At 33.5% G+C, this 23570-nt stretch carries 26 protein-coding genes, 1 tRNA gene and 1 pseudogene; 20 read left to right on the top strand and 8 right to left on the bottom strand.

Going from position 1 to position 23570, the window contains the following annotated elements; genetic code table 11:
- Window positions 1–22: 22 nt before the first annotated feature.
- Window positions 23–418, bottom strand: coding sequence for a nuclease (locus IJL02_RS08775; RefSeq protein WP_292815113.1), 396 nt, complete (start codon window positions 416–418; stop codon window positions 23–25).
- A 119-nt stretch (window positions 419–537) separates the two neighbouring features.
- On the opposite strand from IJL02_RS08775, the gene IJL02_RS08770 reads away from it, so the two are divergent.
- The 3 genes from IJL02_RS08770 (at window position 538) to IJL02_RS08760 (ending at window position 3750) form a co-directional block, all read left to right on the top strand.
- Entirely contained in the window at window positions 538–1821 is a 1284-nt protein-coding gene (locus IJL02_RS08770; RefSeq protein WP_292815110.1) for a Mur ligase family protein, read from the top strand.
- Window positions 1822–1886: 65 nt separating this feature from the next.
- On the top strand, window positions 1887–3074 hold the full coding sequence (locus tag IJL02_RS08765; RefSeq protein ID WP_292815108.1) for a hypothetical protein: 1188 nt from the start codon (window positions 1887–1889) through the stop codon (window positions 3072–3074).
- Window positions 3075–3096: 22 nt separating this feature from the next.
- Complete coding sequence (locus tag IJL02_RS08760) at window positions 3097–3750, top strand: NTP transferase domain-containing protein (protein ID WP_292815106.1); 654 nt, start codon at window positions 3097–3099, stop codon at window positions 3748–3750.
- Here IJL02_RS08760 and IJL02_RS08755 read toward each other — a convergent pair.
- From IJL02_RS08755 to IJL02_RS08745, 3 genes are read right to left on the bottom strand one after another with little or no spacing between them, the layout of a single operon-like run.
- Complete coding sequence (locus IJL02_RS08755) at window positions 3742–4416, bottom strand: DUF169 domain-containing protein (protein ID WP_292815103.1); 675 nt, start codon at window positions 4414–4416, stop codon at window positions 3742–3744. The genes IJL02_RS08760 and IJL02_RS08755 overlap by 9 nt on opposite strands.
- Window positions 4417–4441: 25 nt before the next feature.
- The gene (locus tag IJL02_RS08750; RefSeq protein WP_292815101.1) at window positions 4442–5659 is read right to left on the bottom strand and encodes a PD-(D/E)XK nuclease family protein; all 1218 of its coding nucleotides are present in this window, start codon (window positions 5657–5659) and stop codon (window positions 4442–4444) included.
- Window positions 5660–5670: 11 nt separating this feature from the next.
- Window positions 5671–8145, bottom strand: a complete 2475-nt coding sequence (locus IJL02_RS08745) for a DEAD/DEAH box helicase (protein WP_292815099.1) — start codon at window positions 8143–8145, stop codon at window positions 5671–5673.
- Between the two features lie 326 nt (window positions 8146–8471).
- Between IJL02_RS08745 and IJL02_RS08740 the strand changes: the two are divergent.
- Window positions 8472–10658, top strand: a pseudogene (locus tag IJL02_RS08740) (DEAD/DEAH box helicase); the annotation flags it as partial.
- A 686-nt stretch (window positions 10659–11344) separates the two neighbouring features.
- Here IJL02_RS08740 and IJL02_RS08735 read toward each other — a convergent pair.
- Window positions 11345–12493 (bottom strand): aldo/keto reductase, encoded by a 1149-nt coding sequence (locus tag IJL02_RS08735; protein WP_292815097.1) that lies wholly within the window; start codon window positions 12491–12493, stop codon window positions 11345–11347.
- Window positions 12494–12680: 187 nt separating this feature from the next.
- On the opposite strand from IJL02_RS08735, the gene hypA reads away from it, so the two are divergent.
- The 9 genes from hypA to IJL02_RS08690 all read left to right on the top strand — a co-directional run bounded on the left by hypA (window position 12681) and on the right by IJL02_RS08690 (window position 18311).
- On the top strand, window positions 12681–13058 hold the full coding sequence (hypA, locus tag IJL02_RS08730; protein WP_292815096.1) for a hydrogenase maturation nickel metallochaperone HypA: 378 nt from the start codon (window positions 12681–12683) through the stop codon (window positions 13056–13058).
- 16 nt (window positions 13059–13074) lie between these two features.
- The gene (hypB, locus tag IJL02_RS08725; protein WP_292815092.1) at window positions 13075–13731 is read left to right on the top strand and encodes a hydrogenase nickel incorporation protein HypB; all 657 of its coding nucleotides are present in this window, start codon (window positions 13075–13077) and stop codon (window positions 13729–13731) included.
- A 19-nt stretch (window positions 13732–13750) separates the two neighbouring features.
- Window positions 13751–14782 (top strand): DUF354 domain-containing protein, encoded by a 1032-nt coding sequence (locus IJL02_RS08720; RefSeq protein ID WP_292815088.1) that lies wholly within the window; start codon window positions 13751–13753, stop codon window positions 14780–14782.
- A 51-nt stretch (window positions 14783–14833) separates the two neighbouring features.
- Window positions 14834–14906 (top strand) — tRNA-Ala (locus IJL02_RS08715).
- A gap of 38 nt (window positions 14907–14944) precedes the next feature.
- Entirely contained in the window at window positions 14945–16027 is a 1083-nt protein-coding gene (locus tag IJL02_RS08710; protein WP_292815085.1) for a hypothetical protein, read from the top strand.
- A gap of 12 nt (window positions 16028–16039) precedes the next feature.
- Window positions 16040–16498, top strand: a complete 459-nt coding sequence (locus IJL02_RS08705; protein WP_292815082.1) for a DUF1890 domain-containing protein — start codon at window positions 16040–16042, stop codon at window positions 16496–16498.
- Entirely contained in the window at window positions 16499–16813 is a 315-nt protein-coding gene (locus tag IJL02_RS08700; protein WP_292815079.1) for a DUF1894 domain-containing protein, read from the top strand.
- Window positions 16810–17754, top strand: coding sequence for a methionine synthase (locus tag IJL02_RS08695; protein WP_292815076.1), 945 nt, complete (start codon window positions 16810–16812; stop codon window positions 17752–17754). The genes IJL02_RS08700 and IJL02_RS08695 overlap by 4 nt, the downstream gene beginning before the upstream one ends.
- 17 nt (window positions 17755–17771) lie before the next feature.
- Entirely contained in the window at window positions 17772–18311 is a 540-nt protein-coding gene (locus tag IJL02_RS08690) for a zinc ribbon domain-containing protein (protein ID WP_292815073.1), read from the top strand.
- Between the two features lie 25 nt (window positions 18312–18336).
- Here the strand turns inward: IJL02_RS08690 and cobM are convergent, their stop codons facing one another.
- A complete protein-coding gene (gene cobM, locus IJL02_RS08685; protein WP_292815071.1) occupies window positions 18337–19089 on the bottom strand; it encodes a precorrin-4 C(11)-methyltransferase in 753 nt (250 codons plus the stop codon).
- 95 nt (window positions 19090–19184) lie between these two features.
- Between cobM and IJL02_RS08680 the strand changes: the two genes are divergently transcribed.
- The 5 genes from IJL02_RS08680 to IJL02_RS08660 are packed head-to-tail and all read left to right on the top strand — an operon-like array spanning window position 19185 to window position 21162.
- A complete protein-coding gene (locus IJL02_RS08680) occupies window positions 19185–19580 on the top strand; it encodes a hypothetical protein (protein WP_292815068.1) in 396 nt (131 codons plus the stop codon).
- Window positions 19577–20074: a hypothetical protein gene (locus IJL02_RS08675; protein WP_292815065.1), complete on the top strand. Its 498-nt coding sequence runs from the start codon at window positions 19577–19579 to the stop codon at window positions 20072–20074. Before IJL02_RS08680 ends, IJL02_RS08675 begins: the two co-directional genes overlap by 4 nt.
- 16 nt (window positions 20075–20090) lie before the next feature.
- Complete coding sequence (locus IJL02_RS08670; protein ID WP_292815062.1) at window positions 20091–20477, top strand: carboxymuconolactone decarboxylase family protein; 387 nt, start codon at window positions 20091–20093, stop codon at window positions 20475–20477.
- Window positions 20470–20793: a hypothetical protein gene (locus tag IJL02_RS08665; RefSeq protein ID WP_292815060.1), complete on the top strand. Its 324-nt coding sequence runs from the start codon at window positions 20470–20472 to the stop codon at window positions 20791–20793. Before IJL02_RS08670 ends, IJL02_RS08665 begins: the two co-directional genes overlap by 8 nt.
- Window positions 20794–21162 carry a hypothetical protein gene (locus tag IJL02_RS08660; protein ID WP_292815057.1) on the top strand — a complete coding sequence of 123 codons (369 nt, stop codon included), beginning with the start codon at window positions 20794–20796 and terminating at the stop codon, window positions 21160–21162.
- Here IJL02_RS08660 and IJL02_RS08655 read toward each other — a convergent pair.
- Together IJL02_RS08655 and uppS are read right to left on the bottom strand one after the other, a co-directional pair.
- Window positions 21159–21920 carry a TatD family hydrolase gene (locus tag IJL02_RS08655; RefSeq protein WP_292815054.1) on the bottom strand — a complete coding sequence of 254 codons (762 nt, stop codon included), beginning with the start codon at window positions 21918–21920 and terminating at the stop codon, window positions 21159–21161. The two genes, IJL02_RS08660 and IJL02_RS08655, sit on opposite strands and share 4 nt — an antisense overlap.
- A gap of 3 nt (window positions 21921–21923) precedes the next feature.
- Window positions 21924–22688, bottom strand: coding sequence for a polyprenyl diphosphate synthase (gene uppS / locus IJL02_RS08650; RefSeq protein WP_292815051.1), 765 nt, complete (start codon window positions 22686–22688; stop codon window positions 21924–21926).
- A gap of 368 nt (window positions 22689–23056) precedes the next feature.
- Here uppS and IJL02_RS08645 point away from each other — a divergent pair, with 368 nt between their 5' ends.
- The gene (locus IJL02_RS08645; RefSeq protein WP_292815046.1) at window positions 23057–23251 is read left to right on the top strand and encodes a hypothetical protein; all 195 of its coding nucleotides are present in this window, start codon (window positions 23057–23059) and stop codon (window positions 23249–23251) included.
- 17 nt (window positions 23252–23268) lie between these two features.
- Window positions 23269–23570 (top strand): hypothetical protein (locus tag IJL02_RS08640; protein WP_292815042.1); only part of this gene is annotated, 302 nt, incomplete at its 3' end.

The raw sequence follows: 23570 nt of genomic DNA, 5'->3' as shown, positions 1-23570 counted from the left end.
CATTTTTCAATTTTTCTTTTTTTTACATAAGCTCTGTAGCGTCTTTAACAGAATCGATAATGCAGTTTGCATTCCATCCAACTATGGTTGCAGCATTTTTTTCAAGGATTTCCGGAACTTCTTCAAGGCCTAATGGTCTAACTAGCACAATAGGAATGTCATATTTTTTACCAGCATCTATTAATGTTTCAAATAACTCTTTATTGTCATTGTAAAGACCAGCGAGCAGTATGATTCTGTCGACTTTGCTGTAAAAGCTTTCACCAGCTAATGAGTAATCTCCAGATATTAATTCTTTCCATAAGAATTCCACTTTTGAAAATAATTTTTCGCTAAATTGGCCATATTCATTATTTTTATCAATGCCGTTTGAAATTATTAAATTATAAATCTTATCATCGCGCTCATCTTCAAACATTTAATCACCTTGCTTTAATTATTTTTATTATCATATAAAACTATTTCTTTTTGCAAAATGTTTATTAATTCTAAAATAATAACTATTTATATAAATATTTTTTTAAGGATTAGTTTTTTATGAAGGCAGCGGTTATAGGTTTAGGAGTAGAAGGTAAAAAAGCAGTCAATTCCCTTTTAAGACATGGTTGGGAAGTTTATGCTACTGATTTAAATATTAATGTTGATTTGGATGGTTTGGATTTGCCAATGCTTTCCATGAATATGATGGACAGTGATTCAACTGTTTCAATTGTGGGCGAGAATATTACTTTGGATTTGGGTTTTACTAATCCATATGCAATTGAGCAATGTGATGCAATAGCAATTAGTCCCAGTATGTATGGTGGGCCTTTCGCTACACGATTATTGATGGATGGGGAACTTTTAAGTGATGTTTTAAATAAACATAAGGATATTTTCACAATCGGAATCACAGGAACAAACGGAAAGACAACAACTGTCCATATGATAAAAAGCATTTTGGAAAATGCAGGTAAAAAAGTACTCGTTGGAGGAAATGGTGGAGGAGGATTTTCAGGCTATTATGATTTGATTCTTGAAGCTAATGAAGATGATTATGACATACTGCTTGTGGAAGTCTGTGACATGACTTTAGATTTCTGCAGATACTGCTTTGATTTTGATATGATTGGCTTAACCAATATTGGTAATGATCATATGGATGTTCATAAAACCATTGCAAACTATAAAAATTCTTTAGTAAGATTTTTTGAAGATAAACTTATTTTCACTGCTTTTAACCAGGATTTCAACGCTGACTTTAAGGAATCTGCAAGTAAAACTATTCCATACTTCGAATATCAGGATGAATTGCAGTTGTTTGGAAAATTCAATTTGCTTAATGCAGGTTTGGCTACAGCCATTGCAACAGAATTAAAAATACCTAAAGATACTATCAAATCAACTTTGGCTGAGTTTAAGGCAGTCGAAGGAAGATTGGACGTATATAAAATAAATGATGCATCGGTTTATGTTGGAAAAACAGATAATTCAGATGCTTTGGCATCAATTTTATCTGAAAGGGATTTCTATGCTATTTTTATAGGTACTCCTCGCCATAATGAAGAACACAGACTGGATATTCTTGATGTGGCAGTCAAATATAATCCTGAAGTAATTGTATTGTTCCCAGGTTTGGATGATACGTTAGATATTGCAATTTATAGGCTTAATTCTCTTGGTTATGCTGGAAACATCATCACTGTCAATTCTTTAGACCAGATTATTGAACTGGTGGCCGAATACTCACATGAAGATGCTATTCTGATTGGAGGAAATGGTCAGGATACCATTATTGATATTCAGGAAAGAATCAAATTAATTTCAGAAAAATTGTTCTAATAATGACAAATGTTTTATAATATGAACTATATATAAACAAATGTTATAAATTATAGGTGGAGTAAATGAAAAGTTGGAGAAGGACATCAGTTACAATATTTTTAGCATTATTCTTAGCATGTGTTCTTTTATTTGCTTTTTCATTTGTAAGCAGTACCTCATACACTGGACAATCTGTTGCTGATGAATACAATATATCTGTCGGTCAATCAATCTTTGAAGGACAATCAATAGTGGGGATAAATAAAACAATTGAAGTTCCTCTGTTGAATAACTTTGGATTTATTGCTCATCAAATTATGGCTTTTGATCTTCAGGGGATTCTGATGACTTTAAGTACCGGTGTTGTTCCGTTTGATTTCAATTCAGTTTCAAGTGAAGGTATAGATTCATATGGAAATGCAAAAGATATAGAAGGACCGGGATATTTGACATATGAAGGAGACAAATTGGCTGTTAGAGGACCTGATACCTATGTATGGGGGTACAGTGCACCTTATAAACTCTTATGTAAAACAGAATCTGGAGTTGACGTGATTGAAGGAGATAAAGTTGTTCAGTCAGTTCCTACCGATCAGATTAAGAATTTAAATTTCACTAGTGATTATTACAATAATGATACTATCGTAAGCTGGTATAATTATGATGCGGATGTTGGGTCCACATTTACATTAGAAAAAGGTATTGTCGGATTTTCAGATGGCAGATCTGATATTGGTTCCAATTTAGTTCCACAAATATTTGGAAAAGAGGTAACTGATTATGCCTCCGAGTATCCTACAGGTTCGCCGATATTGCTGTATTCTGGTAACTATACTACAGAAGATGGTGAAGTTTATGGTACTTCTTTAGGTTCTCACCCTGAATATGGTGATTCAATCAGGGAAGTTAATGCTAGACAATTCGTAGAAGCATGGAACGGCACTATTATACCGCCTAATTCAACCAGTTCCGGTAAAGATTATGTTTACTTTGAATCAGCAAGTGATTCAGAAGCTCCGGGTGGAAGTGCTGCACACGGTGTGTGCCCATCAGCTAGAGCATTAAGAGCAGCAGTACTTGCTGAAGGATTTGGATTGCCTGTTGGTATGGACGGTTCTGAAAATGCAGTATTATTCGGTTATAATCCTGCAAGTGATATTACCGTTACAAATAATCATGACTACCCAGTAAAAATTACCATGTGGACTGAAGGTTCAGGTACTGGAATGGGTATTTATGCAAAAATAACAAGATATATTCCAAATGAGTGAATATATTCTTTTTTACTTTTTTATGACAATTTCAACTATTATAACTGCAGCTGGAAAAAATTCCAGAATGAGAAAAGATCAATTGGCCCTAAACATTGATTTAAAAAATAAACTTATTTTACCTTTTAAAGATTCAACTGTTATAGGGACCACAATTGACAATGCCCTTAAAGCAAATATTGATGAATGTATTGTCGTACTTGGTCATTATTCCGGTGAAATAAAAGAAGCTATCTATGATAATTATAAAGATAAAGTTAAATTCATTGAAAACAATCCTGTTGATGTAGGTTTATCAGTATCTCTATACAATGGTCTATCAAATATTGAATCTGATTTTGCATTATGCATTACAGCCGACCAACCAACTGTATCAACTGAAACTTTTAACAAGATGATTGAAGTAAGCCAAAATAGTGAAGATCCATTCCATACTATATCCATTTTAAGAAGACGTAAAACAGGGCTTTTGGATACGGCAGAAGGACTTGGAATGCCTTTTGTTGCTCCCAGAGTGAATCTCATGAAATATCTTGAAAAGGAAGATGATAATTTAAATCCAATTTTAAGAAAGATTTTTGCTGATGGTTATACGTTTTACGGAATAAAAGAAAAAAATAAAAAAGAATTATTAAATATTAATCATTATGAAGATTATTTAAATCTCCTAGATTGATTCTAAACCGGAAATTACTTCTTCAATCATATCAGAACTAATTCCAACAGTCATTTCATTATCTTTAATGTCTGCCGCTTTTCTAGAACCGTCACAACCTAATGTGAAATTAACACCCTTTGAAAGATACGGGTTTGCAAATGCATCTCCGCATAATGACTGGATGCCTGCAAATGAAGGTTCGATTTTTTCACCGGTTTTGTAAACAATACTTTGTGCAAGCAGCATTCCACCAACTGGTTCTGTGATGACTTGAATAACGTCAGCTTCAAAGTCAGCTTCATCTAAAGGAGCATAAATTATTCCCCATGATATATCTTTGATAATGGAAAGTTTTGCTGTGAGATTTTTTGCAGTTTCCAAGTCCTTAAATCTTCCAAGTGAGAAGTATTTTTCACCATTGGCCAATTTTTCAGGCATATCTCTAAGTCCAATTGCTCCGGCTCCGCCTAAACACATTTGTTCATCGATTGTGGAGTAAAACTTATTGCCTAAAGATGCTTTTCTAACCATTTCACAATGTCTGATTTTTTCATCAATTAAATCATAGCCTTCAGGAAGCTCTTCCTGTGTTTTGATTAGCTTCATAGCAACCGGTTTTGCATCAAGTTTGATTTTACTTTCGATGACTTCGCAGTATTTTTTGTTTGTCTCTAAATTTGTCATAGTATCGCCTTAATTAATATTAGTATTATGGAATTTTAAAGTCTTTTGTTATGTCAGTGTTATTTTTACAAAATGTCCTGAAATCGCATGCCGAACAGGTTCTCTCATCGGCTTCAGCTTTCCATGCATCCTGAATTTTACAGCCTTTCATCTCCTGAATTAATGAATTTTCAATATTGCAGACTACATCATCAAACTTTTTAAGAGCTTTTTCACGTTCTTTTTCATTGATTTCAATAAATCTAATTGACCTTGCTCTTTTAAATTCATCACTTAAATTTGGAGCCTTATCATCCTCTTCCCACTCCATAATTAACTGCACATCATCTTCAAATTCGTTTTCCTGAGGAATATCTGTTAAATCATTTTTAATCTCTTCCTTAATTAAAACTAAATCCTCTTTTGAAGGTACAAGTTCATTCAAATAAAGAATTATTCCGGCAGAAATTGTTTTAGAGTCTTCCTGTTTGGACCTGAGCCATGAATAAGTTAATATTTGCTGTTTGTGATGTTCCCATTTGTCTTCAGCATTAGGTTTTGAAACTTTAATCGGAGGTCTTTTCATTCCTTTGTAGTCGATGATTATTTCATAATCTTCAATGTCACTTTCATCAAGGTTTTTCTTAATGAAATTAACAATATTGTTGTCGAAATTGTATAAAGTGCTTTGTTCATGTGTATTATTTATTTTTGTTGAAGTCAACACGTCAACAACGCCGTTTATTCCGTAATAATTGGATCTGCTGATGTTCTTATTATAATTTGGCATTTGCCGAATTCCTTTTATTAAAAGTTCGGATGCATCAATTAATGGAAACAAATCTTTTCCCCAGATGTTTATGGCATTTTCGGCTCGGGCACTGGCCAACTTTTTATGGTCATGTTCATTTAAATCATCTAGAGTCAATGTGTTTCCGGGTCTGTTGATACTGAAGAACAAATCTTCATCATGGGGATAAAGGCCCCTTACCTGTAATCTCAAATCGATTTCATCCTCTATTGGTCTTATGTCTGTTTTCCAATCCCATGGGAATTTTTTCTGCTGGTATTTCCAGTCGAGATATGCCTCTTCCATCACGCCATGGATAAATTCACCAAACCATCTCTGCACGGGTTTTGAAGGGGGAAGGGTTCCTTTATTCTGGTATCTGTATTGAAGGCCACATGTGATGAATGATAATAAGTCTCCAGTAAGACTGTATTCGGGTATCATATATGATTTTGATCTTGATGGTAATTTCATAATAAATCTCCTTAAATTAAATAAATCTCTTCAAATCCTATATAATTTTCATCACGACTCCATCCAAGAGCAATGTTTGGTATGTTGAAATGCTGATTTTTCTTGTTATATCCTTCAATAGCTGAATTAAGTCCAACCAATAGTAAAACGCTTTCCGCTCTTGAAAATGCTACAAAATAAAGTCTTGTCAAATCATCAAATGACCTGTCCTTTTCGCTTCTATCGCTTTGACCTAGGGTTGAATGCTGCCTAATACTATCTTCAATAGATGTTTTATCTTTTAATTTTTTAGGAAATCTTAATCTTTGTGTTTTAATGTCATTTGTTTTGAATTTTGATCCCACATCAACAATAACCATTGGGAATTCTAGTCCTTTTGACTGGTGGATTGATAAAACATTCACTCTATTGTCGGGTAATGTTTCAAGAAGGGACTCGTCAATTTTAACTCCTCCTGTGGATATAGGTATAAATATATTCCATATTGCTTCCAGAACAGATTCCAGCTCTGATTGCGGACTTTCAAAAGAGATATTTGAGTGATATTCATTGAAAAATCCGGTTTGTGTAATTGATTTGGTAATGGCTTCCAAGTAGACTACTCCTTCCACATCTGCCTGCAAATCTTCAATCCATGTTGTTAGTTTGTATGCCAGTTCCATTAAACTGGCTGTTTTAGGCCATTTAACTTCCCTTCCTTTTTCATCAACTTCAGGATATGGTCTTCTAAGCTGCCAACGTGTAACAAATGAATTAAGTGACATTGGTTGTGTGGGTTCTGGATTTAATTTAATATATTCCTTTGCTTTAAGTCTCCATCTTAGCATGTTTCTTTTTGCAAGATTAGGAATGCTTTTATCTGTTTTCTGGATGCTTCCTTCCGGATCAATGCATTCCAAAATCAAACCGCAAAAAATAGCTACATTGTCAATTTCCTGCAGGTCAAGTCCTCTAGGATTGAACATGTCGATAGGCTGTCTTAGGCGTCTTAAGTTTTTTCTTAAATAATAGAGAAACGTTCTGTTTCCATAATAAATTTCTTTTGGAGAATATGAAAGGACAGCCAAATCCGATGCCGAACCATATTCGCTATCCAGTTTAAGTCTGATTTTATCAATCTTTTTGCCTTTTTGTATTTTTTCTCTTTTCATTTCTTGCAATCTGGCTATGCTTATTTCATTATTCATGCTTTTGTAAAAATCTTCATCCAGAACTTGCAGAACTTTTATTTCAGCCTCTCCTTTGTTAATAAGGTTGTTAAGAAGCAGTGATAAATCATTGGCCAACATTTCAGGATTGTTTCTAAACATTCCCAAAATTGGCATTTTGTCTTTTTCAAAGTCGGGGGCAATGATTTTCGGTTTATTTTCCACCCTTGCAAACTGATAGTCAGAATCCAGTTCAACGAATCTGTTGCAATGGTTGATTATATTTTCAGTTGACCTGTAATTTGTTCTCAAATTGATTTCTTCAACATCAATTCCCAATTTGTCTTTTACACGCTGTTTGTAGTTTGTAAATAAGTCAACTGTAGCGCCTCTAAAGCGATAAAGTGATTGGTCATCATCACCTACAACAGTGATGTTGCCGTTGTTTTCTAAGGCAGATTTTGCAATTGTAAAATAAATGTCCTCCTGAATCAGATTGGTGTCCTGATATTCATCAATCAAAACAATTTGGATATCTTCTAAAAATAAATCCAAGTCGCCATTTTTTAATTTATTAAGAAATGTTGACTCAAGCATTGTAAAGTCAATGGTATGTCTCTCTTTGAGAGTAGTTTCATATTCTTTAATACAGTCAAGCGCCAGTCTGATGCCGCTTTCTTTTTCTGCATTATTGTATAACTCCTCAAAGTCTACCTGGTCATAATATATTCTGTTTTTAATTTCAAGTAGGATTTCACTCATTCGTGATGGTTCTTCGAGTTTGCCTCTTCCACTTAATTCCTTAAGATATTCCACAAGATTCTTATTGAGATATCTTTCGTCTTTTATTAGGATTTTTATCATTGCTGAGTTTGCAACAAAGTCTTCAATAACAGCAGGCTGTGTTTCTCCGGGATTTTTATATTCCCTTAATAGTTCTTCAGCTACACTATCTGTTGTTCCAATGTTGATTTGGTTAAAGTCAATTCTTTCGATTTCAAGTATTTTTGCAATATCATCAAAGTTATCTTCATCCAGTTCACCGGTTAGATGATTTTTGATTTCATCCCCCCATCCTAAAATTCTTGAGTATAACTCATCAGCTGCCTTTCTTGTAAATGTTGTAGCCAGTATCTCGCTTGGGTCTATTCCGTCAACAAAAATATATTTTAATATTTTTAAAACCATTACGGTTGTTTTACCTGATCCTGGTCCGGCTACAATAAAAAGGGATTCATCGCTATTTGATAGTATGGCCTTTTTTTGGTCCTGATTTGAAGAAATATCTCTCTTAAGTGTATTTACTACTATGTCTTCAAATTTTTCATATGAAATCATTTTTTCCCTCTTGGTGTATAATAATTAATTTATTTGTTTTCCCCATTTATAAAATAAATGAGAGAGCGTGTGAAAAGTAATATTTATAAAGCTTGATTGATTTTATTTCAATTTATACATGAATAAACATTATAAATTATAAAAATTCAAATATATATCTATGGGGGTAAAATTCTTCCATAATATGTATTAATAAGTTGGGAATGAAATATTCCTAACTTTTATCATAATCCTATTTTTCTAATAATATTAATTTTGAAAATAACGAATATTTTAAATATTATAGTCATTTAAAATATAAATGTTAATTTAATTAAGCTGATATTATGTCTGAGCCCAACAATATTGATATGTTTAAAAATGATGTCCGATATAGGGATAATATTGCTCATGTTGAGACAATACCAGCAAAAAAAGCCAGTTTTAAAAAAGTTGACAATTTAAATGAAAAAATTATAGGGTATTTGGATTCAAGGGGTGTCAAGTTATATAAACACCAGGCAGAAACCTATGAGGCAATTAAAAATAATGAAAATGTTATTATTACCACTCCAACAGCTTCCGGTAAAACCCTGGCTTTTAATTTACCAATTATGGAAACCATGATTGATGATATGGAAGCAACAGCTATTTACATTTATCCTGCAAAAGCTCTCTCAAATGATCAGTTGCATGTTTTGGAAAACCTTGAAAAGGAGCTTGAAATTGATATTAAACCAAGAACCTATGATGGAGACACTCCCCGAGAAGACAAAAAAGGAATCAGGGACAAATCTCGGATTGTACTGACAAATCCATATCAGCTTCATCTGATTTTATCATGGCACCATCAGTGGACCAGATTTTATAAAAATTTAAAATATATTGTAATAGACGAATCACATTACTATAAAGGTGTATTCGGGTCAAATGTTGCATTTTTAATTAAAAGATTGAAAAGAATAGCTAATTTTTACGGTTCCAATCCTCAGTTTATATTGTCATCAGCAACTTTGGCAAATCCTTTGGAACTTGCAAACAGATTGACTGGTGAGGAGTTCAGTCTGGTTGATGAGGATGCTTCTCCAAGTGGCGAGAAGGATTTTATAATGTATAATCCTTTTAAAAATTACAGAAGAAACAAGGTTAATATGCAAAATGCACCTTCAGTTCATATGGAAACTGAAAATATTTTTATTTACATGATGCTTAAAGGAATTCAGACATTATGTTTCACTGTTTCAAGAAAAACCACAGAATTAATTGCTATGTGGGCTAAAAAGGACATGACACAAATTAAGGGAAAATTGGCTCATAGAATTGCTGCTTATAGGGCAGGTTACAGGCCTGAAGAGAGAAGGGAAATTGAAGACGGCCTTAAAAGTGGAAAATATCTGGGCGTAACATGTACAAATGCGCTTGAATTGGGCATCAATATAGGTTCTCTTGATGCTGTAATCATTTCAGGTTATCCCGGAACCATGATATCAACATGGCAGCAATCAGGAAGGGCTGGAAGAAGCAATCAGAAATCTTTGGCTGTTCTAATTGCTTTTGAAAACCAGCTTGATCAATATTTTATGAACAATCCATCATTTTTCTTTGATAAGCCTCATGAAAATGCAATAATTGATTTAACCAATCCGATATTGCAGGAAGCACATATACTTTGTGCAGCCAAGGAATTGCCAATTAAAAAAGGTGAAGTTTCAAGATACTTTGGTGTTGATGACAAGATATTGGATGTGTTAGTTTCCAAAAAGGACCTGCATAAAAACATCCGTGGAGATTATATGTATCCTTATGATGATAATCCCGCTTTGGACCATTCACTTGACCAGATTTCAGGTCAGGAATTTAAAGTTATGAACAATGGCAGACTTCTTGAGACAATGGAGCGCTCTCAGGTTTATAGGGAAGCTCACGAAGGTGCGATTTTGATTAACAAAGGAGACACTTATGTTGTAAACAGCGTTAATCTGAAGTCAGGATTTGTTAATGTAGTCCAAAAAACCGTAGATTATCACACTATGGTTTTAAATAAAACTGAAATCAACATAGAAAAGAAACTGTCTCGAACAAAATATGGGAATTTGACAATTCATTTTGGAGAGCTTACAGTACGTGAAGATTATTATAAATATAAAAAAATGCAGTTTTCCAAATCAATCGGAACATATCCTTTGGATTTGCCTCCTTTAAAATTTAAAACTAAAGGATTGTGGTTTACAATTCCAAAACAGGTTAAGGATACTTTGGAAGACATGTTTGCAGAAGAGGAAGTCTTTGCAGGAGGTCTTCACGGCGCTGAACATGCATTGATTGGACTGTTTCCGCTTCATACGATGTGTGACAGATTTGATATAGGTGGACTTTCAACAAATTATCATGAAGACACTCAGGAAGCAACCATTTTTATTTATGATGGTTATGAAGGCGGAATAGGAATATGTGAAAAGGCAGTGGACGTATTTGTTGATCTGTTAAAATCTACAGTTGATTTGCTTGAAAACTGTAATTGTACAAGCGGGTGTCCTGCCTGTATATACTCACCAAAATGCGGAAATGATAACAAGCCCCTTCACAAAAATGCAACAAAATATATTCTCAACTACATGACTCAGCTAATTTCTAAAAAGAGTGTTGGCGAAAAGGAAATCGTTGAGGAAGTTGTCAAGAAAGATGAAGATGATGATGTTGAAGGACTGTTTGATGAGGCTTTGGAGTTGTTTAATAATAAGGATTACTCTGCTTCCAAAGATATTCTAAACAGCATTCTAGCCATAGATAAAAAACATGTTAAATCACTTGCCCTGATGGGTCAAATATTGTATGACCAACAGCAGAATGACATTGCTCTTTATTTTGTAAAAAAAGCTCTGGCTATTGACAGAACTAATGAAATGGCAAATGAATTGGATGTACTTCTTTCAAATAATCAAAAAGAAGCAAAAGAAGATGTTGAAATAGATTCTTTAGATGATATTGATGTAATGTATGAAGAGGCATACGATTTGTATGTGCAGGGGGATTTGGATACCTCTGCAGAAATACTGGAAAAACTGCTTAATTTTGATGATAGAAATGCCGATGCACTTGCATTGATGGGATTGATATATTATCATTCGGGAATATTTCCAAAAGCAGTTGAATACTATAGAAAAGCATCAAAAATAAATAAAAATGGTGAAATGGTTAAGGAATTAAAAATGAGAGTTTCTTAAGGGAAATCAGCATAAGGACTGAATCCATTTTCAAAATGACTGCAAACTTCTTCAAGTTTATCTGGAATGTCTATTTTTTGAGTACAATGGTCAAGACAGGTTCCGCAATAAGTGCAATCGTCTGCAGGCACTTTTTCATCGCCTAATTTATCGTAGTATAATCTGTAGATGTCTGATTCAGGCTGGTTTTTGCTTGTATTGTATAAGTTGAAATATTCTGGAATTGGAATCATCTCAGGACATGCATCTATGCAGTATCCACATTCACTGCAAGGTACTGCAACATTTTCTTTGAGTTTCAGTGCCATTTTTTCTAAAAATGCAGATTCCTCATCGCTTAATACCTCAAAATTGTCATATGTGTCGCAGTTGTCAAGCAAATCTTCCATTTTGCTCATGCCGCTTAAAACGATTTTTACATGTTCAAGGGAAGCGCAGAATCTTATTGCAAAGCTGGCTATTGACTTATCCGGATTAAATTCATTAAATTCATTTTTAATTTCATCATTTGTGTTTACAATAACTCCGCCTTTCAATGGTTCCATTACATAAACGTCAAGTCCATGTTCAACACATAAGTCATAGCATTTATGTGCTTCGATTGCCGGATCTTCCCAGTCAAGATAGTTAAGCTCCAGCTGGACGATATCTAAAATGTCTCCGTATTCGTCCAAAACTTCTTTTAATAATTTGGAATTGTCATGAAAGCTTATACCAATCTGTTTTGCTTTTCCGTCTTCCTTCATTTTTTTAACGTATTCGAAAGTTTTGGCATTCTTTGCATTTTCCAGCCATGGAACATTAATATTGTGGATGAAAAACACGTCAAAATAATCAATTCCAAGTCTTTCAAGCATCTCATTGACGAATTTGTCATTGTCCTGCTCGGATGTCAATGCCCAGGTCGGCATCTTATCACAAATTTTAAATGATTCTCTGGGATATCTTTCAACTACTGCCTTTCTGATTGCTACTTCGCTAGCGCCATTGTGATATGCATAGGAAGTATCGAAATAGTTGTATCCTTTTTCCATGTAAATGTCGACCATCTCAGTAAATAATTCCTGGTCGATAGTTGTTGGGTCATTTTCATCGGTTTGTGGAAGTCTCATGCATCCAAAACCGAATTTAGATTTGTAAGTCATAATGTATCTCCAAATGTAATAAGTAATACTATTTAATACTGCTAAATTATTTAAATGTTGTTGATTGCAACATACAGTTAATTTTTTTTAATATTCAGTATTACTCTAATATATTTCAAATATTAAATAGCTTTATTAATAAATAAAACTAAATTTATAATATTAAGTTTTATTTAGGAGTTGTAAAATGCACGAATTATCTATGGCTCAAGGTATTATTAATGCAGTTTTAGAGACTGCTGAAAGTAATAATGCAACTGAAGTTACTGAAGTTACTATTGAAATTGGTAGATTGGCTATGATAAATCCTGAACAATTGCAATTTATGTTAGGTGTCTTGGTTGAAAACACCATTATGGAAGATGCAAAAATCAATATTGAAGATATTCCTGCAGAAATTGATTGTGGGGATTGTGATTTTAAGGGCGTAGCTATTCTTGATGATAGTGACCATTATGCACCGCTTGTTAAATGTCCTAAATGCGACAGTTTAAAAGTAGAAATTTTAAATGGTAAAGATATTGTTGTTAAAAACATTGTAATCGAAAAACCTGATGATACATAAATTAGGAGACTAAAATATGCATATGATAGCTGATGTGGAAGTGGAAAAAAATATTATGGACGCTAATAAAAAATTAGCAGAAAAAAACTTGAAAAACTTAGAAGAAAAAGGAATTTTTTGTGTTGATTTTGTAGGAGCTATAGGCTCTGGTAAAACAACTTTAATTGAAGAAATTATTGACAATACTGATTATAATATAGGTGTTATTGCAGGAGATGTCATCTCAAAATTTGATGCTGAACGTATCAAGTCTCACAATGTTCCAGTTGCAGGTTTAAATACTGGAAAAGAATGTCATTTGGATGCACATTTGGTAGGTCATGGACTTGGAGACTTGCCGTTGGATGATTTGGACATGGTTATTATTGAAAATGTTGGTAATTTAATCTGTCCTGTCGACTTTGAGTTAGGCTCACACATGAGAATGGTTGTAATAAGCGTTACCGAAGGTGACGACACTGTAGAAAAACATCCAATTATCTTCCAGACTTCCGATGTTATTATTATTAACAAAATAGATTTGGCCGATGCAGTAGGCGCTGATGTAGATAAGATGGTGGCTGATGCTAAAAAATTAAATCCAAATGTTAAAATCATTACTTCCAATTTAAAAGAAGGAACTGGATTGGATGAGATTATTCAGGTTATTAAAGATAAAAAAGAAAGTTTATAAATGTTTATAAGGTGGTTTGATGAAAGTATGGATTGATATATCAAATGCACCTCACGTAAGGTTTTTTAAAGATGTAATAAAGTATTTGGAAGCCGAAGGTGAAGATGTAATTGTTACCGCAAGACAATTTGGTGATATCCATAAATTGATGGAAATGTATGACATCGATTTTATTTCCGTTGGAAAGCATGGTGTCAGTTTATATGATAAGCTAAGAGAAAGTACATCAAGAGTTTATAATCTTGTTGATATTATACATGATGAAAAGGTGGATGTTGCCCTTAGCAAGCATTCTATTGAGCTTCCTAGAATATCATTTGGTCTAGGGATCCCAAGTTTGTACGTTTTAGACAACGAACATGCTCTTGCAGCTAACAAATTGACACTTCCATTATGTGACAGGATTATTACTCCAAAAATAATCGACATGTGGAAATTGATGAAATTCGGAGCTGACCCGAATACAATTATTTCATATAATGGAACTTCAGAAATAATGCACTTTAAAAGCTTTGAATATAATGATAATGTTTTCAATGAATTGGATTTGGATTTAAAACATCAAAAAACAATATTGATGAGGCCGGAACCTTCTTTAGCATCATATCTTGATGCAGACTGTAGAAAATCAGTTCTCTCTCCGATTGTTGATGAGTTAAAGAATGTCGCAAATATTTTAATTTTACCAAGATTCAGAGAACAGGCTGAAATATTTGAAGGAATTGATAATGTTTCAATCCTAAAGCCCCCTGTCGATACATCCAGTTTAATTAAAAAATGTGATTTGGTTATTGGTGCTGGCGGAACTATGAATAGGGAAGCTGCCTTACTGCAGACTCCTGTAATCTCATGTTATCCTGGAGAAACATTATCTGTTGACCAATTCTACATTAATCATGGTTTGATGTACAGGTCAATCGATACTAATGAGGTAATCGATAAAGCTCTTGACTTTATTGTAAATCCCCATGAAAAAATTGATTTGAAAACAGATGATTTGTTCCAAGTCATCATTGATAATTTATATGATTTGGCCAAAAATGGTAAATAGTTTATATTACTAATATCAAATATTATAATGTATTTGATATAATTATTTTTTGGGCTGGTAGCTCAGATGGTAGATCGTCGCCTTGGCATGGCGGAGGCCCCGGGTTCAAATCCCGGTCAGTCCACTTTAAATTTTAAAATTAAATAGAATTGTGATTATAATATGTTATTAATTGCTCAGAATCATTTACAATTAATTGTAGAAGTAGGCTTAATGTTATTTGTTACAATGGTATTCTGCCTTAACTTGATTCCACTATCTTTAAGTGTTGTTACCTTTTTATCATTATTTATTATAGGTGGTTTCACATTTATTTTTGGAGCAGATATTGTTCTTTTGATTATATCGTCAAGTCAAGCGGAATTCACTCACCCGTTCGGGCCAATTGCGCTTCTAGGTGCTGTAACTGCTTTAGCGTCGCTGAAAGTGATGAAGGAATCGGGTGTTGACATACGGCCACTTAGAAGATTTGTAATTCTATTTATTGCAGGTATTACAGTATTCGGTGGATTAATGCACAGGTCCTTTTTAATTTTATGGATTTTAGGTTTATTCATAGGATACATGATTATTTCCAAATCATTTAGAGAAAAATCCATTTTAACCGGTAAAAGAATCTTAATGTTTTTAGGTGCTGCCGGTGTCGGATTTGTTTTATTGGAAGTAATTGCAAGAGTATCTGGAATGACAATTTTCTCTCCACTTTTAAGATTAGGTAGGATTGAACAGTACTCTTTGTCAAGTATTAAAACGGTATTGAATAACATTCAGCTGATTGGGCATAGTGCTAATGCTTCGTATTGGGGCGCTGAAGGAACGGCATTTGCAGAAGGATATATTACATTGCCGATGCAACTGGTTTTATTCTTTGGTCTGCCTTTCCCGATGTTTTTCGGTATATTGGTTAACCAAAAAGATACAATCGATTATATGCTACCGGGTATTTTCGGATATGGATTTGACTTCGGATATTTAGGTCTTATCGGATTGATGGTATTTGTTCTCGGTACACTCCTTGTCGGATTTAAAATACTTACCATTTACAGAGAAAGAAGAGAGAAAAACAACAAGAAATATCTGGGAAGAGAAGTATTGTTGATGGGAGCATTATCTGCATTTTCTGCACAGGCTTTAATTGGTATGTTTGTATTTAACAGAACAATTAATGGTATGGCACTTTTAACATTCATATTTATAGGAGCATTGATTCTGGCTAATGCGGTCACACTTAAAACAAGATCATGATGAGGTAATTTTATGAAAGCTTTAGTTTTACTGGGATGTCCTGAAACTCCATCACAGACTCCTATGGCAGTTTATGTATTTAACAGATTAACAAAAATGGGTTATGATACCACAATTGCTGCAAATCCTGCAGCTTCAAAATTAGTTAAAATTTCCGACCCTGAAGGTCATTACAATTTAAATCTCGTTGATTTGGAGAGAACTTTAGGTGAAATCAACGAAGGTGATTACGATTTACTAGTTGGTTTTGTTCACAAAGATGCAGCAGCATCATTTTTCGTAACATTTGAACAGATACTGCAGTGCAAGTCACTCGCATTAGTATTTTCAAGGGATGCCGATGAAGTGGAAGAATTTGTAAATATGATTGAAGAAAGCCAAAGCAATGCTAAAATCGTACCTGTTAGAGCATTCCACAATCCTTCACCAATCAAAGTTAAATTTGACAAAGCAATTAAGGAGTTTGAATAAATGTCATTCTGTTTAGATACTTACCTTCAGCAATCTGATAACTATGAAATCCATGCTTCAAAAGCAGGTTTCAAAGATTGTGCTATGATTATCAGATTTAAAGCTGAGGATATAGTTTATATTAAACCTGGAGATCAGGTTTTAGGTGTTAGAGTAATTGGAATACCTCCAATCCCAATTGGATTTGACCATGAAAAAGGAACAGTATTGTTGCCATACACAAAACCTTGTCATGGAACATCTGTTGTTGAGTTACCAATTGATGAAGAAGAAGTTGAAAATATCAGAAAATTAGACACTGGTAATAAAAAATGAAATCAACTGTTGTAGGTAGCTTTCCGGCTAGTGAAAGTACTCCTTCTAGTTTTAAAGATAAATTGCTTAATAGTTTAGGTTCATATGATCCTTTTAAAGAAGCTATTAAAAGTAGTGTAATAGCTCAACTTGACGCTGGAGTAGATATAATCTCTGACGGTCAGGTTAGAGGGGATATGGTTTCTATTTTTACAAAATATATTCCTGGAATGAAAATTGAGGATGGAAATACAGTAATAGTTTCAAAAATCAGGAATCCAACTCAGGAAATCTCAATTAAAGATATGCAATATGCCAAAAAGGTAATGAAGGAGTATTATGGTGGTAAAATTCCTGAAGGTAAAGGAATAAAGGGAATTATTACAGGTCCAAATACCATTGTCCACTCATCAAGAATACAGTCTTTTTATAAAACCAAGGAAGATGCAATCATCGATTTGGCACACAGCCTAAAATTTGAAGTGGATGCCATTGCCAAAAAAGTAGACCCTATTTATATTCAGGTGGATGAGCCGTTTTTATCTACAGGTATGGTAGATATGAAAACAGCACGTGAAGCCATTGGAATTATTAAGGATGGTCTTGAAGTGCCTTTGGGAATGCATGTTTGTGGTATCTTGAAAGATGCATTTAAGGATATTTCAAAATTCAACGTGGACATTCTTGACTTTGAATTTGCAGGAAATAACGTTAATTTAGGTGTTTTAGAAAAAAATGCCTCATTGATTGCTGATAAAAAATTAGGATTTGGATGTGTTGACTCATCAGTAAATGAAGTCGATGACATTAATGACATTGAAGAGTTAGTCACAAAAGCTATTGAAATAGTTGGAAAAGATAATCTGCTTCTTGATCCTGATTGCGGACTTAGAAGGGCTCCAAAAAATGTTGCTTTTGAAAAATTAAAATTGATGAATGAAATCAAAGATAAATACAGTTAATCTTTTGAGGGTTTGCCATGGATGAACACTGTCGAAAATGTGGCGAAAAATTAAAAGAAAATGCTCAATTTTGCCAGAACTGCGGTGAAAAGGTTCCAGGCAAAAACAAACCTTTTTTTAACAAATATCTTATTATTATTGTAATTATTTTAATTTTTGGCACTATTGTTTTGTCTGCTATGATTATTACTAGCCAAACCCAAACTGTTAAAGTTGACAATGTGGAATTTGAAATTCCATCTGATTACGTTAATGAACCATCCAGAACTGAAGTAAGTGTTGATGAGGGTGTCAAATCGTCTGCTATGGGATGGAGCAATGATAAAAATTACATTGAAATAGGTGTTACCAGAATGCCAGGTTCGGGTATAAACAGTAACGAGGTTGCAGCCAGTATAGGCGGAACCCCAACAAAAATGTTTGGATATTCAGGATATTATCAAAAGCATGACGAAAATAGCTATTCTTTTGTTTTTGGCCTGAAAGATGAGGTATGTATGATATATGTTTCAAATTATGATGCTTTTGGTGATGTTAAAGTTCTTGGCATAGTTTAAAAAAAGTTAAGGGAAAAATAATTCCCTATCGATATTCATGTTTAAAGTTTTTGTCATATAGCTTGGATGCATTAAAATCACCAGGGTCTAACACATCTCCCACTACAATCATTGCAGTCTTTGTAATATTGGCATCTTTTACTTTTTGTGCAATATCCTTGAGGGTTCCTCTAATTATTTGTTGGTCTGGCCAGGTTGCCTTTTTGACAACTGCAACTGGAGTGGTTTCTTCGTAACCTTCAAGCAATTCATCTACAACTTTATCAATCATACCTATTCCCAAAAAGATACACATTGTTGCATGATGTTTTGAAAAGCTAGCCAGGCTTTCTCCAGCAGGCTTTGGAGTTCTACCTTCAGGACGAGTAATAATTACACTTTGTGAAATTTCAGGAAGTGTCAATTCAGCTTCCAAAACACTTGCTGTTCCAAACAATGAACTTACTCCTGGAATAATTTCATATTCAATGTCATGTTTTTTTAGTTCACGAATCTGTTCGCCTATAGCACCGTAAATTGAAGGGTCCCCTGTATGGACACGTGCAACTAATTTTCCTTCGTTAACGGCTTCAGTAATTATCCCGTCAGTTTCTTCCAAATTTAAATAAGCACTGTTGTGAATTTCACAATCCTCTTTTGCAGGGCTTAAAACATCTTTATTTACTAGTGAACCTGCATAAATAATTACATCAGCTTTTTCAATTACTCTTCTTCCTTTAACTGTTATTAAATCAGGATCTCCCGGACCTGCACCAATGAAAATAACTTTTCCTTTCATGATTAAATTTTTATTTCAAGTTCTATTAATAATTATGTGTCAAAATTGATTTTTAATCATATAAACTTTATTAATAATTAAAATAACTAAAAAACATGGACAATAAAGGTTTTATTTCAATAGAATATTTGTTTACAATCTTTGTTATTTTAATAATATCTGTTTCATTGTTATTTTTTATTCAATCAACAATAGAATCAAGTTTCAATATTGAAGATAGTGTTTCACATAGACTTATTCTGGATGATGTTTCAAACTCAATAAGTCAGGTCAATTCCAATGGCGAAGGATACTCCAAAATAATTTATCTGCCTTCCGATAAGGGATATTATGAAATTACTGCTGAAAACGGTAAGATAACTATAGATTATGATGGTAAAAAGGGAGAAATTTTGCTTCCGCTTTCAAATTTCGATTCAAAATATAAATTACACAGCGGAAAAAGTTATACAGTCACCAAAAATGGTGAAGGAAAAATTGTGATAACATGATCGGCAATTCCGGACAGGTTAGCGGGGAATATTTGCTGCTTGCAGGTGTTTTAATATTGATTCTAATGATTTCAGCAGTATTTATTGCAGATGAAAGTGAATTGAATACAGCAATGGCTGCTGCAAGAAACGGTGCTAATGAAGGTATTGGAACGTCTTCAGTTGCAATTTATCCCAAACAGACATTCAACGATTATGAAACATCAAAATCAGATTTGTTAATACCATATTCGGTTGAAATAGTTAATGTAACTTATTATGAATTGGGTTATGATAACAATTACGGAAAAAAGGAGATTCAGTTTAAGGTTTATGTTACCTCTACAAAGGAGTTTTCCAAAAAGCAGCAGGTTTCGATTGGTGATAGAATTAACTATAATTTAAGAAAAGCTCTTGCAGTCAGTTTTAATACAACCTCTGCAACGAACAAATTATACAATCCGGTTTTTTCTCCACATTATGTTTTCACAACAGCTAATGTTAAATGGGTTTAGGGATATAGATTATAGTATGTCTAGATATGAAAAAGGAAAAGAAGTTTTGGAAGGTATTCAAAATAGAACTGTTGAAGAAATTTTTAAAGATTTGGAAGATGTTGCTCCGGATTTGTCAAGATTTGTTTTGGAATTCCCATATTCTGAAATATATACTCGCCCTGAAGTCGATTTAAAAACTCGTGAGTTATGTACTGTTGCGGCTCTGACAGTTTTAGGAACAATACCTCAGCTTAAAGACCATATCTCTGCAGCTTTAAATGTTGGAAATACTCCAACCGAAATTGTTGAGATAATCATGCAGATGAGTGCTTATTGCGGTTTTCCAAAAGCAATTAATGCGATGGTTGGCGCAAAAGAGGTGTTTGAAGAAAAAGACTTACTTCCATTAACCGGTGATTAGAATTACTGAGAAAACATTTGACACAATAGCTTTGAAATTACAGGAACAACTGGCAGACATTATAAGAACTAATAAGCAGGTAAACGATTATGAATTAATTGTGTACAAATATGTATTCATAAGTGAGTTGAAGGTACCTCTTCAGGAGGATTTGGGTGTAGAAATTGACGATGACTCATTCATATTATATGTTATTCCGGATGATTTGGAATTTTCACTTCTAAAAAAATTGGATGAAACTTTTGATAAATTCCAGATAACTTTCATGTCTAACCCATACAACATTTTGAAATTGAAATTTAGGTTAAGTGATTAGATGTATAGTGATGAAGAAAAAAAGCAACTGATGGAAGATTTAAAGGAAATGGAGACTTTCAAAGCTGATGTAGGTGATGAAGGTAAAATTCTACAGGAAGATTTAAAGGAATATTTCATCAATGGAAACGGTGATAAAGAGGATTTGATTTTTAGATTGGAACTGTATTTCTATGCATTTAAACTGTTCTGCAGAAAAGGTGTTGTCATTAACCAAAATCAGTTTACAATATTTCTGAATGATTCGCTTCTTGATTGGCATTTAGTCAATTTGGTGATGCAGGATCTTACAGATTTTGAACTGGAAATTGAAGCTGTTAAAGAAAATAGGGATGTCCTGATTAATTTGAATTTCACTCTTCATTTCTAAATTTTAAATATGTTACGTGCATTGCTGGTGGTCACTTCATCAACAGCACTGACATCAACTTTTTTTATTTCAGCTATTTTATAAACTGCATTAACGACATTAACCGGTTCGTTTCTCTCATCTTTAGTCATAGCAAGATATGGGCTGTCGGTTTCAGTTAAAATATAATCCAGGTCTATCTTTTCAATTAAATCCTGGTGCTGTTTTGAATAACAAAGCATTGTAGAAAAACTCATATATGCATTATCCATATCCATTATTCTTTTTGCAGTTTTGAAACTGCCTCCATAGCAATGGAAAACAAAATAAGGGATATTATCATAATCCTGGATAATGTTTACAGCTTTTTTCTCACAGTCCCTAACATGCATTACAATAGGAACTTTATACTCATTTGCAATATCTAAAAAACTGGTGAAGATTTCTTTTTGCCTTTCACGCAGAGCCTTGTCTGTAACGTAATAGTAATCCATCCCGACTTCCCCAACAGCAACAATGTTGTCTAAATTTTCAATCAAATGATTATGCGCATCATCCAATTCTTCAGATGTGCAGTTCTGTGAGCTTACTGGATGAAAACCAAAAGTAGGATAAATAAAACCTTCATATTCTTTTGAAAGTTTTAAAACATCCTGATTACTGTCTTTACTGAAACCTGATGCAATAATGCAGTCAAGTTTGTCTTTTGCTCTTGCGATTACATCTTCACGGTCGCTGTCAAAATCTTCAAAATCAATGTGGCAATGAGTATCTATCATATTTTATACTCCAAATCTTCTGTCCCTTGCCTGATAAGACCTGATTGCTCTTATAAAATCAACTTTTCTAAGTTCTGGCCATAATGTTTCACAAAAATACAACTCGGAGTATGAAGACTGCCAAAGTAAAAATCCGCTTAAACGTTCCTCACCGCTGGTTCTGATAATGAGGTTTGGATCATCTAATCCTTCAGTATAGAGGTTTTTGCTTACAAGGTCTTCATCAACATCATCTATTGTGATTTTGCCTGCCTGAACGTCTTCTATAATCTTTTTAAATGAATCAATGATTTCCAGCCGGCCGTCATATCCTATTGCAAGATTGAATAATCTTTTGTTGTAGTGTGCGGTTGCTTCTTCCGCTTCTCTTATAGCTTCTCTCACGTCATCAGGTAATAATTCTGTTCTACCTACAACTTTCACTCTTACTTCGTTTTTATGAATTTTTTCATGGTCAACCAATCGTTTGAAGTTAATTACAAACAGTCTCATCAGTCCGTCGACTTCGTGTTTTGATCTGTTGAAGTTTTCTGTTGAAAAAGCATAGGCAGTTACTATTTCTATTCCAAGTTCGACACTCCAGTCCAGAACGTTTTCTAAAGTGTCAACTCCCATTTCATGGCCTTTTAATACATCGACATTGCCTTGAAGTTTGGAATATCTTCTGTTTCCGTCCATAATTATTGCCACATGTTTTGGCATCTTTTCTGGAACCAAATCTCTTGAGATATACCATTCATATAATCTATAAAGTATATTTTCTGCCATTTTATTATCCCTTTAAAGTTTATAGTATTATATATTATGTAACTTAATGTTTTTAACATTTTTGTCCAAGAATTCTCCGGCTTCTTAAAGCCGAGATGAATTGCACTTTTAATGAGTATTAGAATTTTTTTTCATTAAAAAAATTATTACTTTTCAAATGCTCTCTTGGATAATCTCTTTTTATTATAAGTGTATATACTTATAGTTATAGAAAAGAACAGTTATTTTAGTTCTTCAGGGTAAAAATGCAGGTTCTTATTATGGGATCCTAAATGTATTTTAGGGGGGGATATGATGATTGTTCTTTCTTTGTCTAAAAAATTAATTTGTGTGGATTTTTGAGTTTTATGGTTGATAAGAGTTTTATTTTGACTGATAAAATTGAATTTGTTCCTGATAAGGATTTAGAAAGGGCATTGAATTTCAATTTGCGTGCCACAGGTTATGTATTCAATAAAACATTGGAATACAGTATTTACCGTGAAAACCTAGTCAAAGAATTCAATATTGGCAACCAATTTAAAGTAAATCGCAGTTACACCAAAAAATCATTAAACATCTAATAAAACGCAAACCTTTTTTGAAAAAAGCAGATTCCACATGCCTTCAAGCATCTACAGACCATTTAATAAAAGCACATGACGGATACAACGATGGAAGAACCGGATTTCCCAAGTTCAAATCACTTAAAAAAAATCCAGTACGATCCATCACACTTAGAAACAACGAATACTCAACCAAAGATGGTATTAAAGGTACCATCAGGTGGGAGGATAATCGATTAAGGTTAAACAAACTCGGATATCTTGAAGTCAAATATAAACGGGATATTGATGGTAAAATCAAAGAAGCAACACTTTTAAAAGAAAATGGCAGATGGTT

The sequence above is a fragment of the Methanobrevibacter sp. genome, assembly GCF_017427765.1.
Taxonomy (GTDB): Archaea; Methanobacteriota; Methanobacteria; order Methanobacteriales; family Methanobacteriaceae; genus Methanocatella.
Note: the sequence above shows the minus strand (reverse complement) of the source record. Positions and strands in the feature narration are given on the sequence as shown.

What these genes read in the sequence shown, in the direction of transcription:
- IJL02_RS08775 (WP_292815113.1), bottom strand. Translation starts at nt 418, where the DNA reads ATGTTTGAAGATGAGCGCGATGATAAGATTTATAATTTAATAATTTCA.
- IJL02_RS08770 (WP_292815110.1), top strand. Translation starts at nt 538, where the DNA reads ATGAAGGCAGCGGTTATAGGTTTAGGAGTAGAAGGTAAAAAAGCAGTC.
- IJL02_RS08765 (WP_292815108.1), top strand. Translation starts at nt 1,887, where the DNA reads ATGAAAAGTTGGAGAAGGACATCAGTTACAATATTTTTAGCATTATTC.
- IJL02_RS08760 (WP_292815106.1), top strand. Translation starts at nt 3,097, where the DNA reads ATGACAATTTCAACTATTATAACTGCAGCTGGAAAAAATTCCAGAATG.
- IJL02_RS08755 (WP_292815103.1), bottom strand. Translation starts at nt 4,416, where the DNA reads ATGACAAATTTAGAGACAAACAAAAAATACTGCGAAGTCATCGAAAGT.
- IJL02_RS08750 (WP_292815101.1), bottom strand. Translation starts at nt 5,659, where the DNA reads ATGAAATTACCATCAAGATCAAAATCATATATGATACCCGAATACAGT.
- IJL02_RS08745 (WP_292815099.1), bottom strand. Translation starts at nt 8,145, where the DNA reads ATGATTTCATATGAAAAATTTGAAGACATAGTAGTAAATACACTTAAG.
- IJL02_RS08735 (WP_292815097.1), bottom strand. Translation starts at nt 12,493, where the DNA reads ATGACTTACAAATCTAAATTCGGTTTTGGATGCATGAGACTTCCACAA.
- hypA (WP_292815096.1), top strand. Translation starts at nt 12,681, where the DNA reads ATGCACGAATTATCTATGGCTCAAGGTATTATTAATGCAGTTTTAGAG.
- hypB (WP_292815092.1), top strand. Translation starts at nt 13,075, where the DNA reads ATGCATATGATAGCTGATGTGGAAGTGGAAAAAAATATTATGGACGCT.
- IJL02_RS08720 (WP_292815088.1), top strand. Translation starts at nt 13,751, where the DNA reads ATGAAAGTATGGATTGATATATCAAATGCACCTCACGTAAGGTTTTTT.
- IJL02_RS08710 (WP_292815085.1), top strand. Translation starts at nt 14,945, where the DNA reads ATGTTATTAATTGCTCAGAATCATTTACAATTAATTGTAGAAGTAGGC.
- IJL02_RS08705 (WP_292815082.1), top strand. Translation starts at nt 16,040, where the DNA reads ATGAAAGCTTTAGTTTTACTGGGATGTCCTGAAACTCCATCACAGACT.
- IJL02_RS08700 (WP_292815079.1), top strand. Translation starts at nt 16,499, where the DNA reads ATGTCATTCTGTTTAGATACTTACCTTCAGCAATCTGATAACTATGAA.
- IJL02_RS08695 (WP_292815076.1), top strand. Translation starts at nt 16,810, where the DNA reads ATGAAATCAACTGTTGTAGGTAGCTTTCCGGCTAGTGAAAGTACTCCT.
- IJL02_RS08690 (WP_292815073.1), top strand. Translation starts at nt 17,772, where the DNA reads ATGGATGAACACTGTCGAAAATGTGGCGAAAAATTAAAAGAAAATGCT.
- cobM (WP_292815071.1), bottom strand. Translation starts at nt 19,089, where the DNA reads ATGAAAGGAAAAGTTATTTTCATTGGTGCAGGTCCGGGAGATCCTGAT.
- IJL02_RS08680 (WP_292815068.1), top strand. Translation starts at nt 19,185, where the DNA reads ATGGACAATAAAGGTTTTATTTCAATAGAATATTTGTTTACAATCTTT.
- IJL02_RS08675 (WP_292815065.1), top strand. Translation starts at nt 19,577, where the DNA reads ATGATCGGCAATTCCGGACAGGTTAGCGGGGAATATTTGCTGCTTGCA.
- IJL02_RS08670 (WP_292815062.1), top strand. Translation starts at nt 20,091, where the DNA reads ATGTCTAGATATGAAAAAGGAAAAGAAGTTTTGGAAGGTATTCAAAAT.
- IJL02_RS08660 (WP_292815057.1), top strand. Translation starts at nt 20,794, where the DNA reads ATGTATAGTGATGAAGAAAAAAAGCAACTGATGGAAGATTTAAAGGAA.
- IJL02_RS08655 (WP_292815054.1), bottom strand. Translation starts at nt 21,920, where the DNA reads ATGATAGATACTCATTGCCACATTGATTTTGAAGATTTTGACAGCGAC.
- uppS (WP_292815051.1), bottom strand. Translation starts at nt 22,688, where the DNA reads ATGGCAGAAAATATACTTTATAGATTATATGAATGGTATATCTCAAGA.